At 62.2% G+C, this 13,652-nt stretch carries 15 protein-coding genes; 10 read left to right on the forward strand and 5 right to left on the reverse strand.

Annotated elements, in window-relative coordinates; all coding sequences use genetic code 11:
- The first annotated feature begins 72 nt into the window (after positions 1-72).
- Positions 73-570, forward strand: coding sequence for a fasciclin domain-containing protein (locus ACP146_RS06935; protein WP_422366039.1), 498 nt, complete (start codon positions 73-75; stop codon positions 568-570).
- 73 nt (positions 571-643) lie between these two features.
- Here ACP146_RS06935 and ACP146_RS06940 read toward each other — a convergent pair whose 3' ends face one another.
- On the reverse strand, positions 644-1,681 hold the full coding sequence (locus ACP146_RS06940) for a trypsin-like serine peptidase (RefSeq protein WP_422366040.1): 1,038 nt from the start codon (positions 1,679-1,681) through the stop codon (positions 644-646).
- 216 nt (positions 1,682-1,897) lie between these two features.
- Between ACP146_RS06940 and ACP146_RS06945 the strand changes: the two genes are divergently transcribed.
- Together ACP146_RS06945 and ACP146_RS06950 are read left to right on the forward strand one after the other, a co-directional pair.
- Positions 1,898-2,407, forward strand: coding sequence for a hypothetical protein (locus ACP146_RS06945; protein ID WP_422366041.1), 510 nt, complete (start codon positions 1,898-1,900; stop codon positions 2,405-2,407).
- A gap of 357 nt (positions 2,408-2,764) precedes the next feature.
- Positions 2,765-3,598, forward strand: coding sequence for an LOG family protein (locus ACP146_RS06950; protein WP_422366042.1), 834 nt, complete (start codon positions 2,765-2,767; stop codon positions 3,596-3,598).
- 10 nt (positions 3,599-3,608) lie between these two features.
- Here ACP146_RS06950 and ACP146_RS06955 read toward each other — a convergent pair whose 3' ends face one another.
- Positions 3,609-4,865, reverse strand: a complete 1,257-nt coding sequence (locus tag ACP146_RS06955; protein ID WP_422366043.1) for an MFS transporter — start codon at positions 4,863-4,865, stop codon at positions 3,609-3,611.
- A 124-nt stretch (positions 4,866-4,989) separates the two neighbouring features.
- On the opposite strand from ACP146_RS06955, the gene ACP146_RS06960 reads away from it, so the two are divergent.
- From ACP146_RS06960 to ACP146_RS06970, 3 genes are all read left to right on the forward strand, one after another.
- Entirely contained in the window at positions 4,990-5,862 is an 873-nt protein-coding gene (locus tag ACP146_RS06960) for a LysR family transcriptional regulator (protein WP_422366044.1), read from the forward strand.
- A 130-nt stretch (positions 5,863-5,992) separates the two neighbouring features.
- Positions 5,993-6,388 carry a rhodanese-like domain-containing protein gene (locus ACP146_RS06965; RefSeq protein WP_422366045.1) on the forward strand — a complete coding sequence of 132 codons (396 nt, stop codon included), beginning with the start codon at positions 5,993-5,995 and terminating at the stop codon, positions 6,386-6,388.
- On the forward strand, positions 6,385-6,963 hold the full coding sequence (locus ACP146_RS06970) for a DinB family protein (RefSeq protein ID WP_422366046.1): 579 nt from the start codon (positions 6,385-6,387) through the stop codon (positions 6,961-6,963). Before ACP146_RS06965 ends, ACP146_RS06970 begins: the two co-directional genes overlap by 4 nt.
- Here the strand turns inward: ACP146_RS06970 and ACP146_RS06975 are convergent.
- A complete protein-coding gene (locus ACP146_RS06975; protein ID WP_422366047.1) occupies positions 6,960-8,420 on the reverse strand; it encodes a cryptochrome/photolyase family protein in 1,461 nt (486 codons plus the stop codon). The two genes, ACP146_RS06970 and ACP146_RS06975, sit on opposite strands and share 4 nt — an antisense overlap.
- Positions 8,421-8,717: 297 nt before the next feature.
- Here ACP146_RS06975 and ACP146_RS06980 point away from each other — a divergent pair, with 297 nt between their 5' ends.
- Positions 8,718-9,206, forward strand: coding sequence for a fasciclin domain-containing protein (locus ACP146_RS06980; RefSeq protein ID WP_422366048.1), 489 nt, complete (start codon positions 8,718-8,720; stop codon positions 9,204-9,206).
- A gap of 125 nt (positions 9,207-9,331) precedes the next feature.
- Here the strand turns inward: ACP146_RS06980 and pdeM are convergent, their stop codons facing one another.
- Both pdeM and ACP146_RS06990 read right to left on the reverse strand, forming a co-directional pair.
- A complete protein-coding gene (pdeM, locus tag ACP146_RS06985) occupies positions 9,332-10,015 on the reverse strand; it encodes a ligase-associated DNA damage response endonuclease PdeM (protein WP_422366049.1) in 684 nt (227 codons plus the stop codon).
- A gap of 6 nt (positions 10,016-10,021) precedes the next feature.
- Entirely contained in the window at positions 10,022-10,948 is a 927-nt protein-coding gene (locus ACP146_RS06990; protein ID WP_422366050.1) for a LysR family transcriptional regulator, read from the reverse strand.
- A gap of 132 nt (positions 10,949-11,080) precedes the next feature.
- On the opposite strand from ACP146_RS06990, the gene ACP146_RS06995 reads away from it, so the two are divergent.
- The 3 genes from ACP146_RS06995 to ACP146_RS07005 are packed head-to-tail and all read left to right on the forward strand — an operon-like array spanning position 11,081 to position 13,640.
- On the forward strand, positions 11,081-11,854 hold the full coding sequence (locus tag ACP146_RS06995; RefSeq protein ID WP_422366051.1) for an HpcH/HpaI aldolase family protein: 774 nt from the start codon (positions 11,081-11,083) through the stop codon (positions 11,852-11,854).
- Positions 11,851-12,351 (forward strand): TRAP transporter small permease, encoded by a 501-nt coding sequence (locus tag ACP146_RS07000; protein WP_422366052.1) that lies wholly within the window; start codon positions 11,851-11,853, stop codon positions 12,349-12,351. The genes ACP146_RS06995 and ACP146_RS07000 overlap by 4 nt, the downstream gene beginning before the upstream one ends.
- Positions 12,348-13,640 (forward strand): TRAP transporter large permease, encoded by a 1,293-nt coding sequence (locus tag ACP146_RS07005; protein ID WP_422366053.1) that lies wholly within the window; start codon positions 12,348-12,350, stop codon positions 13,638-13,640. Before ACP146_RS07000 ends, ACP146_RS07005 begins: the two co-directional genes overlap by 4 nt.
- Positions 13,641-13,652 lie beyond the last annotated feature (12 nt).

Raw genomic sequence — 13,652 nt, forward strand, 5'->3', positions numbered from 1 at the left:
CTTCAGCTTCGTAAAGAATTGCGTCGGTCATTGAGCCGATACAAAAACCCAAAGAGAATTTGGAGGACAAGAATGCGTCGTACCCCATTCGTGGGCCGGCTCATGATGCTCTGCGCCACCGTTCTGGTTGTCGCAGCCTGTGCATCACGGGGGGCTGAAACCCAAAAGGATATCGTCGACATTGCTGCTGGTGATGATCGCTTCTCGACCCTGGTTGCCGCAGTACAGGCGGCTGATTTGGTCGACACCTTGAAGAGCAAAGGTCCCTTTACGGTCTTTGCGCCGACCAACGATGCCTTCGCCAAGCTGCCGGCCGGCACGGTGGAGAACCTGTTGAAGCCGGAGAACAAGGACCAGCTTGTTGCGGTGCTGACTTACCACGTTCTGGCGGGTAAGACGCTGTCCAAGGACATTGCCGGCAAGACTCTCTCCGTCGCGACGGTTCAGGGTTCCACCGTCGATATCGACGCAACCTCTGGCGTCAAAGTCGACAACGCCAACGTCATCATTGCCGACATCATTGCATCCAACGGTGTGATTCACGCCATCGACACGGTGATCCTGCCCTAGTTTCGGGATCGGCGACTGATTTGGCCCGGCATCTCAAAGCAGAGATGCCGGGCTTTTCGGTTTAAGGCGCTCGCTAACGGCTTGGCGTGTTCCGGGCCTTGGCGATCAGGCTCGCCAGAAAGGCGATGTCGGCCGTGGAGCGGGGCGGCAGGTTGTTGTCCCGCAGATAACGACGCATGGCATCGCTCAAGTTCTGTTCGGCGGTGTCGTACCCCAAAGCCTCAAGAAATGCTGCGGTGGAAGCCGTAGGGTTTCTGCGTATCGGGCTGCCCGCCGTCGGTGGGGACGGCCGGCCCATCAGATTACCCTGCTGGGTCAGGGCGGCACGGCTGGCGAGCGCGCCGCTCCCGGCCGTGCGCACGTAGTAATCAGCCACAACGTGCAGAGCCCCGTCGGAAATCACGAAGGGCGGCAGCGCGAGTTCGTTGGGGGTCGCTTCGCAGAGATTGATCAGGCCCGTGTCGCCGGCCTTGCAGCCGAAGTGAAGCGAGATCGAGTGCGGCCAATCAAGGCGGTAGCCGGCGCGCAGAAAAACGGCACTCCCGCGTGCTTCCGCAGCCTTCAGGGTAGCGTTTTCCCACTGCATCCCCAACCAGCCGCTGCGCTCGCCGATCGGCTCACTCAGGATCAGCACGGCCCAGTTGTTGGTCAGGTTCGCCAGGTTGATGCCGCCGCCGGGGCTGTAGCCGGGGGCTGTGAAAAAGCGGGTCACCTTTGAATCGGCCAGGAACCTGTCCTGCTGATAGGCGGTGATGAAATGCAGCTCCTGCGGCCGCCACCAGCGTCCATCGCGCTTGGAATAGAGGCATTGGGCCTGGGTCAGCACCTGCCGGGGGCCGACCATGATGCCGTTGCAAAAGCCGGTCCCGGCAAGGTTCACCCGGCCCAGAGCACTCCAGGGATACTCATGAGCATCGGCTTGGAAGCGGCCCTCGAGGGCGCGTGCCTCTCCGGCAGGCTCTCCAGCAGCAGGCTCGAAAGTTTGCGGCTCCGGCTGTTGCTTGGCAGCGCAGGCCTGGAGCAGCAGCGCCAGGCCACAGGCCAGAATCAAGCTTCCGCCGCGCCTGCCCGGGGATCGTGTCTGATCGGGACGGATGTCACCTGTCGTCATGTATGTCTCTCCACTTCGGTGAGGCGCTTTGCTCGACGCTCTCATGCATCTAGGCTCTCCATCCACAGCCGTTTTATAGCCCATTTCGTTCGCTGGCGCGCGGGTCTTCTCATTGCTGGCTCGGCGGTGGCGGTGGCCCGTTTCGTCCCGCCGTGCCATACTTGATAACGGTCGAATGCCTGTGATATTCCCCGGTATTTTTTGGGAGGTTTCCAAATGATTTTGCTGCTGCCGCGCCTTATGACGGCTGCCCTGATTCTCACAGTCTTTGCCGCGACGGCGCAGGCGCAAAGCGATACGCCGGCGCCTGCCGGGCCCAGCGGCGGACCCTTGGCCGGTGTTTCCGTTCTTCAGTTGGTCGTGGCGCCTCTCAGTGCCGATTCGGCGACCTGTGGCCTGGAGGCAGGGCTCGTCGAAGAGTCGTTTCAGCAGCCGCTCAAGCTGGAGAACATCGGCCTTCAGAAGTCGGCCCACGTCCGGATCATCGTGAAGGCCACGTCGGTTGTCTATCAGGACAACGTCTGCATCTCGAACATCGAGGCCGTGGCGGTTCAAAACACCCGCTACTTCGATCGAAAGACCGAAACCGAGCGCGCCGGCCAGGTTCTGCTGTGGAGCGAATCCGGCCTCTTCGTCACCGACCAGCGCGATCATGTCGTTCTGACCAATATCGGGTTCCGTGACCTGGCCCGCTCTTTCATCCGCAAATGGAAGATCGATCAGTAGGCGGCAACACCAAAACGCAGAGTGTCGAGCGAAATTACAACCTTAGGGTTGTAACATCAGCTGCTTCGCGCTAGGGTTTCTTACAAAGTGGCAGAAGAGCTCTCCTGATCGGTGCTCTCTTCCCCAAAGCAAGCTTCCCTTTACCTGCCCCCGCCTTCCTCCCCGGCGGGGGTTTTTCCTTTCCGGGATGCTCCCTGGTTGAGAGGGGCGGTTCGGGGACTCTGTGTAGGGTGGCGCGCGCCGGGGGGAGTCAGGAAGGGCGCTTTGCACAAGCCGGTTGTAATAGGCCTTGCGGCGCCGGATGACTGCGATAGCCTGACATCACGTTATTTGGGGACCAGGAAAGAGTAGCAGTCCATGACCGACAAAACGGATCAAGCGCCGGAGGACCAGGCGCCGGGAAAGGCGTACCGCAATCTCGAGTTCTTGGAGAGCGCCTCGGCCCGCGCTTTGCGCATTCTCTCGGAGTACATAGAGCCCAACAGCCGCTTCTCCCATTACAAGATCGAAGACACCATTATTTTCTTCGGTTCGGCCCGAATCCTTTCACGCGAAGAGGCCGAAGCTGGTCTGAAGACCGCTAAGGCCGAGGGCGGCGATGTTGCCGCCGCCGAACGCAAGCTTGAGATGTCGCGCTATTATGAGGATACCCGCGAACTGGCGCGCCGGCTGACCGAGTGGTCCAAGGGCCTGACGCAGGATGACCGCCGTTTCGTGGTCTGCAGTGGCGGCGGGCCGGGGATCATGGAGGCGGCGAACCGTGGCGCTTCCGAGGCCAAAGGCCTGAACGTCGGCCTCAACATCTCGTTGCCGATGGAACAGAACGACAATCCCTACATCAGCCGGGAACTGAACTTCGAGTTCCACTACTTTTTCATGCGCAAGTTCTGGTTCGCCTACCTTGCCAAGGCGGTGGTCGTGATGCCCGGCGGCTTCGGCACCCTGGACGAGCTGTTCGAACTCCTGACCCTGGTGCAGACCGACAAGATCCGAAAGCACATGCCGGTGGTGCTGTTCGGCAGCCAGTATTGGGCGGACGTGATCAATCTCGAAGCCCTGGAACGCTACGGCACCATCAGCGCAGAGGATCTGGAGCTGTTCTTCCGCACCGACTCGGTCGATGAAGCCTATGATTTCATCACCGATCAGCTTCAGTCCTATGCGCTCGATATTCCGGGGCCCAGGCTTTAGGTCACGCCGTTCAGGAATACTGCCTTGCGGCGCCGGGCCGGAGGTCCAGTTCGCTGACGCCGAGGTGGAGGCCCGCCGCGAGAACGCCGAGCAGGATCGAGGCGTACCAGATCGCATCGTAGTCTCCAAAACTATCGAAGTAGGCGCCGCCGATCCAAACGCCGGCAAATCCCCCGAGCTGATGGCTTAGGAAGACGAGACCGAAGAGGGTGCCCATGGCACGCGGCCCAAACATCGTCAGCACGAGAGCGCTGGTGAGCGGCACGGTCGAGAGCCAGAGAATGCCCATCGCCATGGCGAAGATCATCACCGAGAGCGGGGTCGGGGGCTGGGAGATGAAGAGAACCAGGACGATAGAACGCAGGCCGTAGATTGCCGCAAGCACATAGGGCTTGGGAAAGATGGTGCCCAGGCGTGAAGCCAGGAGGGTGCCGGCGATGTTGGCCAGCCCCACGACCGCCAGCGCCTGCAGACCGAAGGCCCGCAGTTCTTCCGGCGACATGGCCGTGCCGACGCAAAAGTACTCGACGTAGTTCGGCAGGTGCGCGGTGATGAAGGCAAGATGAAAGCCGCAGACAAAGAAGCCGAGGCTCAGCAGCAGGTAGCTGGGTTGGCGCAGCGCATGACGCAGAGTCCGGGTGAGCGGGACCGTCGGGGTCTCTGCCGACAGCTGTGCGGCGGTCTGCAAGCGCGGGATGCAGATTGCCATGAAAGCCAGCATGCAGGCGACAATGGTCATCACGATGCGCCAGTCGAACAACTCGATAAGCTGGGAAACCGCGAGCGGGAGTATGACCTGTCCAACCGAACCCAGGGCGGATGTGAGCCCGAGGTAGGCGCTGCGCTTTTCCGGCGGTGCGGCGCGGCCGACAACGGTCAGCACGATGCCGAAGGCGGTGCCTGATATCCCCATGCCGACGAGCAGGCCGGCACCGATATGCTGGGCGAGAGGCGTGCTTCCCGTGACGCAGATGGCCAGGCCGAGGGCGTAACAGCCCAATCCCAACCAGAGCGCCAAGCGGTCTCCCCACCTGTCGGCAATGGCTCCGAAGGCCGGTTGCGCCAGGCCCCAGACCAGGTTCTGGATGGCGATGGCCAGTGAAAACACTTCAATGCGGCCGCCGAAGAGATCCCTGGAGACAGGCTCGACAATTCCGCCGAAGACCAAGCGGATTCCGAAGGACAGCGCCAGAACGATACCGCCGGCAATCACGATCGTCATCGCATCGCGGGTTTCTTGACCTCTTGCTGTGGTGCTGATCGTCATCGGCCTTCCGCCTTGCCATTGCGTGATAGTGGGCGGTGTCGCGCCCGCATTGACCAGGAGGTTAGCGGCTGCCTATACTTTTGAATAACGAAAATATATAAACTGCTACTTCAGGAAAATTGAAGTGATAGCAAGCTTCGACATCGATGCACTGCGGGCCATTGTGATGGCGACGGATCTGCATAGTTTCGCCAGTGCCGCCGTCCAGCTCGGGCGCTCGCAGTCGGCCATCAGCATGCAGCTCAAGAAGCTTGAGCAACAGGTCGGCACGCAGCTTTTTGTGCGCAAGGGACGGGGCTTAGTGCCGACGGAAGCGGGGGAGGCGCTGGTTGCCTACGCCCGCCGCATCGTAGCCCTCAATGACGAGGCGGCGACAACGCTCGGGGTTGCGGTGAGCAAGGCGACGGTGCGCCTGGGCCTGCCCCAGGACTTCTTCGAGGATGTGATGCCGGCGACTTTGACGGCGTTCTCGCGGACTCACCGCGATGCCCATGTCGAGGTGCAGGCAGGCCCCAACCACTTGCTTGCCGACGAGGTTGCTGCGGGGCGTCTCGACGTGGCGATCACGCTCTGCAAACCTCGGGCGGGTGCACAAGGAGAGCTGCTTTGCAGGCTCCCGATGCGGTGGATTGCGCATCGGTCTCACGCGAAGCTGGTCGAAGAGGCCCCACTTCCTCTGGTTCTTTTCAGTCATCCCTGCCACTTCCGCGAGGCGGCCCTGACGTCGCTCGACAGGCAAAGGCGGCGCTGGCGTGTGGCGGTTACGACACCCAGTCTGCCCGGCATCTGGGCGTCCTTGCGAACCAAGCTGGGAATCGCTGTCCGGACGGTGCATGGCTTGCCCAAGGATATGGTCTGCATACATCGGGATGCGGGTCTGCCGGATCTGCCGCAGATCGAACTGAGGATGCTGCAGGGATCGCAGACGTCGGCGGTCGCGCGCGATCTCGTCGCGATCTTGAAGCGGGAAACGATTGCACTGGTTGGCGGCGGTTGACCTGGGGTTTGTTTTAAACCAGGGATCAACAGTGCCTGAAGGGACGGGCGGGCGGCAAGATCATGGACGAAACAGGAAGGGAATTGCACTATTGAGGCGGTGCGATCAAAACGGGAGAGAGGAGGCAGCGATGGTCCTGAAGAAAGGTTTCAAATCCCTGCTTGCAGAAGCCAACGCAGTCATTGATGCAGCCTCGGTCCAGGATGCCCAGGATATGCTGGGCGATGCCGACGTTTCCTTCATCGACCTGCGTGAGCGCGAGGAGTTGGCCCAGGGGACGATCCCCGGTGCGGCCCATGTACCGCGCGGCCTGCTGGAGTTTGTCGCCGATCCTGAAAGCCCGATGCACAATCCGGCCTTTGATCCTGACAGGCAGCTTGTGGTTTTCTGTGCCTCCGGTGGCCGCTCGGCCCTGGCGGCCAAGACTCTGAAGGATATGGGCTTCCCGCGCGTGGTGAATCTGATCGGCGGCTTTCAGGCCTGGGCTGAAGCCGAGGCGCCGGTTGAGCCGCCCCAGGGCGGATGAAGGCGCAAGACTACCTCTTGGCACAGGCCCGCAACAACGCCTGGTCCAACCACCGTCTCCTGGCCGCCTGTTCCGGCTTGCGGCAGGAGACCTTCACGGCTTCGCTCGGCGGTTTTTTCGGCAGTCTGCGGGCGACCCTGAACCACATCCTCGTCGTCGACTGGTACTATGTGGATGCGCTGGAAGGAGGCAGCCTGGGAGCAGCGGCATGGCGCGACGAAGAACCTTGCGCCACCGTCGCCGACCTGCAGCGCGAACAAGCTGCCGTCGACCGACGCTTGATTGCCTTCTGCGCGTCTCTCGATGACTCTGCCATGGTGGCAGCCGTCCGTCTGATCCGCGCCGCCGGCGACAGGATCGAGCGGGCCGACCGTGTGCTGCTGCATCTCTTCCAGCACCAGATCCATCATCGCGGCCAAGCGCACGGCCTGCTCTCGGCAGCTTCCGTCGCGCCACCGCAACTCGACGAGTACTTCCTGAACCAGGACAGCGATCTGCGACAGAGTGAGTTGAAGACACTCGGCTGGACCGAAGCAGAACTCTGGGCCGACTGGGGGCCGCCGGAGTCCGTCTAAGCCGTCTTTTTGATCGTCTCGTAGCCGGCCAAAGCGCGCTCCCGCGCGGCTTTGTGATCGACCATCGGCTTTGGATAGGTTTCGCCAAGCGTGATGCCGGCGCTTTCCAGAACGTCAGGCGGTGCTTCCCAGGGTTTGTTCAGATAGGCGTCAGGCAGGTCTGCGATTTCCGGGACCCAGCGCCTGATGTAATCGCCTTTTGGATCGAATTTCTCGCCCTGGGTGATCGGATTGAAAATGCGGAAGTAGGGGGAGGCATCGGCGCCGGAGCCGGCGACCCACTGCCAGCCGGCGGCGTTGTTCGCCAGGTCGGCGTCGACCAGGGTGTCCCAGAACCATGCCTCGCCACGCTGCCAGGGAATCAGCAGATGCTTGATCAGGAAAGAAGCGGTGATCATGCGGACCCGATTGTGCATCCAACCCGTATGCCAGAGTTCACGCATACCGGCGTCGACGATGGGGTAACCGGTCCTGCCGCGGCACCAGGCGGTGTAAGCCTTTTCGTCGTCACGCCAGGGAAAGCTGTCGTACTCAGGCTTCCAGGAGGTCTCCGGAAATTCCGGCCAGTGATAGAGCAGGACGTGGGAGAAGTCGCGCCAGGCAAGCTGACGCAGATAAGACAGGCCCGCGGACTCGCTGAGCCCGTCGCGGGCGATCGCGTGCTTCACGGTATGCCAGACCTGCCGCGGTGAAATCTCTCCCCAATGCAAGTGGGGGGAGAGGCGGGAAGTGCCCCTTATCGATGGGTTGTCCCGCTTGTTCTTGTAGTTTGCGGCGGCCTCGTCCAGGAAGCTGCCGAGGCCGGAGGCGGCGCCGGCTTCGCCGGGCTGCCAGGTTTCCCGAAGGCCCCCGGCCCAGTCCGGCTTTGTCGGCAGCAGTGCCCAGGCGTCCAGCTCGTCACTCGCCTGCCCGGCGAAGCCGTCGACCTTCTTTGGCGCGGGAAGTGGAGCGGTCGGTTCGGGCGCGGCAAGCAGCGCTTTCCAGAACGGTGTGAAAACTTTGTAGGGCCCACCTTGGCCGGTTTTGATCTCCCAGGGTTCGGACAGCAGGCTGCCGTTGAAACTCTCCACCGTGAGGCCGCGTTCCTTCAGCTCGGCCTTCAGCTTTTTGTCTCGCGCGATGGCGAGAGGCTCGTAGCAGCGGTTCCAATAGACGGCTGTTGCGCCGGTTTCGCCTGCCAGGTCAGGCAGGATCGCCGCTGCCTCGCCACGGCGCAGGCAAAGAGCGGCGCCGCGCTTCTTCAGATCGCGGCCAAGCGCCTGTAGTGAGTGGTGCAGCCACCAGCGTCCGGCGCCACCGGGTTGCCAACTGCCGGCGGTATCGTCATCCAGGATGTAAAGTGGGACTACCTTGCCGCCGGCCTCACAGGCGGCGGCGAGCGCCGGGTTGTCGGCCAGACGCAGGTCCTGGCGGAACCAGACGATCCGAATGTCGTGCAACTTGCTGGTCTTCATCATTGCTCAGTCATGCTGGAAAGGCTGCCCGGAAACAAGAGGGGCTGTGTCTTTTCTGGGGCGGATGATGACGCGTTTTCGCTCAGCACCGAAAATGCTTGTACGCCGACAAAGCCTTAGCCGATCACTTTCCGAAGCTTAATTTTTCTTCATGCGATCAGCGGCTTGACGCGGGTGATCGGGGCCCTATTTCGCCATTCAAGCGAAGGGTAAAGGAAACCGGCATCAGCGGTTCGGCTGACTTGAACAGCCGCTGCCCTCGTCTCAGCAAGACAACGCACTCATGGAGGAGGCATTCTCATGAAAACCCTTTCGCGCGCTTTTTTCGCGGCTGTTGTTGCCGCGCCCCTGGCCCTTTCCGCGGTTGCCGCCAAGGCGGCGGACATCGTTGACACCGCCGTATCCGCCGGTCAGTTCAACACCCTTGTGGCTGCCGTCGAGGCCGCTGGTCTTGTCGAGACCCTGAAGGGCGATGGGCCTTTCACGGTCTTCGCGCCGACCGATGAGGCCTTCGCCAAGCTGCCGGCAGGCACGGTCGAGAACCTGTTGAAGCCGGAAAACAAGGACCAGCTTGTGGCCATCCTCACTTATCACGTCGTTTCCGGTAAGGTGATGTCCGGCGACATCGCCGGCAAGATGACCGAGGCCATGACCGTGCAGGGCAGTGAGTTGACCATCGATGCCATGAAGGACGGCGTTACGGTTGAAGAGGCCCAGGTAATCCAGGCTGACATCGAAACCTCCAATGGTGTCATCCACGTCATCGATACCGTGGTTCTGCCCCAGTAAAGACGGGGCAAAGACCGGGTAAGGACTGAGCGAAGAGCTTCAAGTCCCCAAGCCAATCCGCAGCTGTCCGTTCCCCCGTTGGCTGCGGGTCCCAAGCGGCCGCTTCCATGCAGGAGGCGGCCGCTTTATTCGCAGAGCGCGTCGCGAGGGAAGGCGAAGACCTGCCTGCGCCCCAGCAGGGTGACCTGAAATCTCTTTTGCAGCAGCCCGGCAATAGCAGGATCGAGAACATTGAGGCCGCCGGTATAGGCGCCGAAAGCGGGCAGGATGAGCCGCCGGCCGTCGGTCACGAAACAGGGTGCGGAGATTCGCTTGTTGCGCACCCGGACCGCCGCCTTGGGATGAAAGTGACCGGAGACTTCGCCGGCACCGGCCTCCGGTTCGGCTTCGTGGCGGAAGACGAGCGCCCCTTCGGTCCACTCGGCGGCGATACTGCCGCCCAGGTGCTGGGGCGGCGCGGGGTCGTGGTTTCCGGCAATCCAGATCCAGTCGCAACGGGCCGTTAAGGCCTGCAGCCTGACGGCGATCTGTTCCGGCAGGCGATCGGCTGCCTCCTGGTCGTGAAAGGAGTCGCCCAGGCAGATCAGGCGCTTCACATCGTGCTGCGCCAGCAAAGTCTCCAGCTTGTCGAGGGTGGCCGCCGTATCGTAGGGCGGCAGGAACTGTCCGCGCGCCGCGAAAGCCGAACCTTTTTCGAAGTGCAGGTCGGCCACCACGGCCAGGCGCCGTTCCGGCCACCACAGCGCCCCCGAAAGGTCGGCGATCAAGGGCACGCCATTTACGCTCAGCCGCTCCGCCTGATGTTTCATGGCTGTCTACTCACCGGGGACAAAGCGCGTCCACTGCGGGTTCTCTGCGCAATAGGCCATGGCGGCCTCTCCGGCCATCTCGGCCAGCGTGTCGATTAGTTCGCGCCTTGCCATGTTGGCGTAGGCGCAGCGCACCTTCAGAACCCGCAAGGGCTGCTCGGCGGGAAGCACGGCCAGTTCGCCCGCTTCAATCTCTTCGGCAACGGCAATGGCCGGTATGGCCGCGATGCCCATCCGCTGTTTCAGCATCTGCACGATGGTCCCAAGCGAGTTCGCCGAATGCCGGCTCGCCGCACTCAACTGGGTTTCGCCCAGGTAGGCCTCGGTCATGGGGAACAGGGGGGAGGTGCGCGGGTAGTGAATGATCGGCAGCCTTTTCAGGTCTTCGACCCGGTAGGTCTTGCGGCCGGGCGCGATGAGGTCGCGGTGGGCGATCCAGCGAATTTCATAGTGGACAGTGAACAGTTTGGAAACCTGAACCGTCGGCGGGGCGTTGGAAAGAAAGGCGACGTCCACCGAGCCGGCTTCGATATGCTGGGCCAACTGGTGGTCGGAGGCGCTGATGACATCGCAGATCAGGTTCGGAAAACGCTGCGCGAGCGTATCGAAGAGCCTGGGAGCCAGCGTCATCACCGACAAGGAAGCCGCCGCGATCCGCAGACGGTTCCTCTCGCTGTCGGGCTCGCTGATCTTACGGACCATGCTGTCGCGCAGATCCAGCATACGCTCGGCGTACTGCACCACGTCGTAGCCCTGATCGGTCAGGCTGAAATGTGCTTTGCTGCGGTCGATCAGCAGCGCGCCCAGGGTTTCCTCCAGGGTGTTGATTCGGGCGGATATGGCCGGCTGGCTGAGGCGCAGTTTGTCGGCGACACGCTGATAGTTCTGGAGCTGCGCCAGCCAGTAGAGCGTTTCCAATTGATGCAGGTTCAAACCGCGGCTCCCTTCGGTTCCCCAAGCATATAAAAGAAATTTATGGGCAACAAAGAAATTTTGATTTTGACGCTGCGGTTGCCCTTCGAACACCCTTTTGCTTTGGGAGACTGATACCGGGGGACAGAGATCATGCAGGCCGAACCCATCCGTCTGCGTCTTCAGTCGGGCGAGCTGCTGATCGGCAGCTGGCTTTTTCTCGGCAGTCCGGTGACGGCGGAGGTGATGTCGCTGGCCGGATTCGATCTGCTGATCCTCGATCTGGAACACTCCGCCGGCGATGTGGAGACGCTTTACCACCAACTGAGGGCGATCTCTGCCCAGTCGGTGCCGGTGGTGGTGCGGGTCGGCGATGACACCGCGGCGCCGATCAAGCGGGCGCTGGACGCCGGCGCGGCTGGGGTCGTGCTGCCCGACGTTCGCTCTGCGGAATCCGGCCGGCGGTTCGTGGATGCCACGCGCTACGCGCCGGAAGGATCGCGCGGAACCCATCGCCTGTCGCGCGCGGCGGCCTATGGATTGAACTGGAACGGTTATCTCGCGCAGCAGGCCGCCAATCCGCTGACCATCGGCCTTGTCGAGTCGGCCGCCGGCGTGAGCGCCCTCGATGCCCTGTTGGAGATCGACAAGCTGGATGTGATCTTCATCGGCGCAGCCGATCTGGCGGCCAGCGTCGGGCGGCTTGCCGAACCGCAGCATCCCGATGTGCAGGACATGGTCCGCGAAATCGAAACCAAGACCCTGAAGGCCGGCAAAGTGCTGGGCGGTCTGGCGGCCGACGCGGAAGAAGGGCGGGCGAAGGCTGCTGCCGGCTACCGGCTGCTGACCTTCGGCAGCGATGCGCTCTACCTGCGCAACACCGCAGTGGAGGCCGCCCGTGCTGCCCGGGCAGCGCTGAAGCCGTGAGCGGGAAAACCACCTTGCGCGGTATTCTGCGGGATCTGGTCCGCCAGCCCGACCTGCTGTTCGCCATGATCATCTTTCTCGGTTTTCTGGTGCTCTGCAGTTTGCAGGTCGCGGTGCGTTTTGTTTTGACCCTGCCGCTCACCTGGACCGAGGAGTTGACCTCGGCCCTGGTCATCTGGATGACCTTTCTCGGCATCATTGCCGTTCAACGCCGTGACAGTCAGATCCGCGTCGAGCTGCTCGACAGCCTATTGCCGCCCCTGCCGCTCGCCATCGTCTACGGCCTTTTCGATATCGCCGTGCTGGCCTGCCTCGTGGCCATCGTGATCGGCGGCTGGACGACCCTTGAAGAGACGGCCTACCAGCAGACACCGGCCTTGGGCATTCCGTTGAACGTTCTGATTGCGGTGACGCCGCTGGCCGCCGCGGCGATGTCGATCTTCGTGCTCCGCAACGCGTTTCGGCGGCTGCGCCGGGCTCTGGGTGGCGGCTCATGACAGCCGATCCCTTCACCATGGTGATGATCGCCGTGTCGGTGGTCGTCATCATCCTCGGCTTTCCCATCGCCTATGCGATGCTGCTCTGCTCCCTGATCTACATCCTGGTCAACGGCCTGCCCATTTCTCTGATGGTGCACGAATTGGCATTGTCATTGAACAGCTTCACCATGATCTCGGTGCCGCTGTTCATGTTTGCAGGCAAACTGATGACAGCCTCCGGCATTTCCGACCGGATCTTCGATTTCACCAACAATCTGGTGGGTCGCATTCCCGGCGGCCTCGGCCATGTCAACGTAGCCTCCAGCCTGGTGTTTGCCGGCATGTCGGGCTCGACCCTTGCCGATGTGGCCGGCCTGGGGGAGATCGAATACAAGGCCATGACCCGCAAGGGCTATGATGCCGACTTCACCATCGGCGTCACGCTGTCCTCCGCTGCGATCGGCCCGATCCTGCCGCCCAGCCTGCCGATGGTGCTCTATGGCGTAACGGCGGGGGTTTCGATCTCAGGGCTGTTTCTGGGGGGGATCCTGCCGGGCTTTCTGATCGCCGCGAGCCTGATGGTCTATGTGTTCTTCATCGGCCTGCGCCGCGGCTACCGGGTCGATGTCTGGGCCGGCTGGCGCGCCCTGGGTATCTCGCTCCTCAGGGCTGCGCCGCCACTCTTCACGCCGTTCATCATCGTCGGCGGCATGGCCTTCGGTTGGTTCAGCCCGACCGAAGCGGCGACCGTTGCGGTGCTCTACGGGCTTTTTATCGCCACGGTCGTCTATCGCAGCCTTAGTTTCCCGGATTTCCTGGCGGTTCTGCGCGATGTGACGCTTTCCGCCGCGCGCCTGCTCTTCGTTATCGCGACGGCCTTTCTCTTCGGCTGGGTCGCCACTTTCGGCGAGGTGCCGCAGATGCTGGCCGCCCTCATCGAGGCTCACATCGAATCAGTGGCGCTTTTCCTGCTGATCTGCATCATCGTCAACCTCATCCTCGGGGCGATCCTGGAGAACGCGATACCGCTGCTGGTGCTGGCGCCGATGCTGGCCCCCATCGCTGAACAGCAGTACGGGCTCGACCCCGTGCACTTCGGCGTGGTGATGGTCTTCAACATCATGATCGGCCAGTTCACCCCGCCCATCGGTCTTTCGCTGTTCGTCATGCGCGATATCACCGGTTTCAGCGTGACCCGGGTCTTCCGCGCGGTTCTGCCCTTTCTGGCGCCGCTCATCATCTCGCTTTTTCTGATGGCCTATTTTCCCTGGATTGTCACCGCCATCCCCCGGGCGGCGGGTTTCTAAGGCACCGAACAA

This window comes from Pelagibius sp. (assembly GCF_965249265.1).
GTDB lineage: Bacteria > Pseudomonadota > Alphaproteobacteria > Kiloniellales > Kiloniellaceae > Pelagibius.

Excerpts from the sequence above, each read along its gene's own strand:
- ACP146_RS06965 (WP_422366045.1), top strand. The coding sequence starts at position 5,993 with ATGGTCCTGAAGAAAGGTTTCAAATCCCTGCTTGCAGAAGCCAACGCA.
- ACP146_RS06975 (WP_422366047.1), bottom strand. The coding sequence starts at position 8,420 with ATGATGAAGACCAGCAAGTTGCACGACATTCGGATCGTCTGGTTCCGC.
- ACP146_RS06980 (WP_422366048.1), top strand. The coding sequence starts at position 8,718 with ATGAAAACCCTTTCGCGCGCTTTTTTCGCGGCTGTTGTTGCCGCGCCC.
- ACP146_RS06995 (WP_422366051.1), top strand. The coding sequence starts at position 11,081 with ATGCAGGCCGAACCCATCCGTCTGCGTCTTCAGTCGGGCGAGCTGCTG.
- ACP146_RS06950 (WP_422366042.1), top strand. The coding sequence starts at position 2,765 with ATGACCGACAAAACGGATCAAGCGCCGGAGGACCAGGCGCCGGGAAAG.
- ACP146_RS06945 (WP_422366041.1), top strand. The coding sequence starts at position 1,898 with ATGATTTTGCTGCTGCCGCGCCTTATGACGGCTGCCCTGATTCTCACA.
- ACP146_RS06940 (WP_422366040.1), bottom strand. The coding sequence starts at position 1,681 with ATGACGACAGGTGACATCCGTCCCGATCAGACACGATCCCCGGGCAGG.
- pdeM (WP_422366049.1), bottom strand. The coding sequence starts at position 10,015 with ATGAAACATCAGGCGGAGCGGCTGAGCGTAAATGGCGTGCCCTTGATC.
- ACP146_RS06970 (WP_422366046.1), top strand. The coding sequence starts at position 6,385 with ATGAAGGCGCAAGACTACCTCTTGGCACAGGCCCGCAACAACGCCTGG.
- ACP146_RS06935 (WP_422366039.1), top strand. The coding sequence starts at position 73 with ATGCGTCGTACCCCATTCGTGGGCCGGCTCATGATGCTCTGCGCCACC.
- ACP146_RS07005 (WP_422366053.1), top strand. The coding sequence starts at position 12,348 with ATGACAGCCGATCCCTTCACCATGGTGATGATCGCCGTGTCGGTGGTC.
- ACP146_RS06955 (WP_422366043.1), bottom strand. The coding sequence starts at position 4,865 with ATGACGATCAGCACCACAGCAAGAGGTCAAGAAACCCGCGATGCGATG.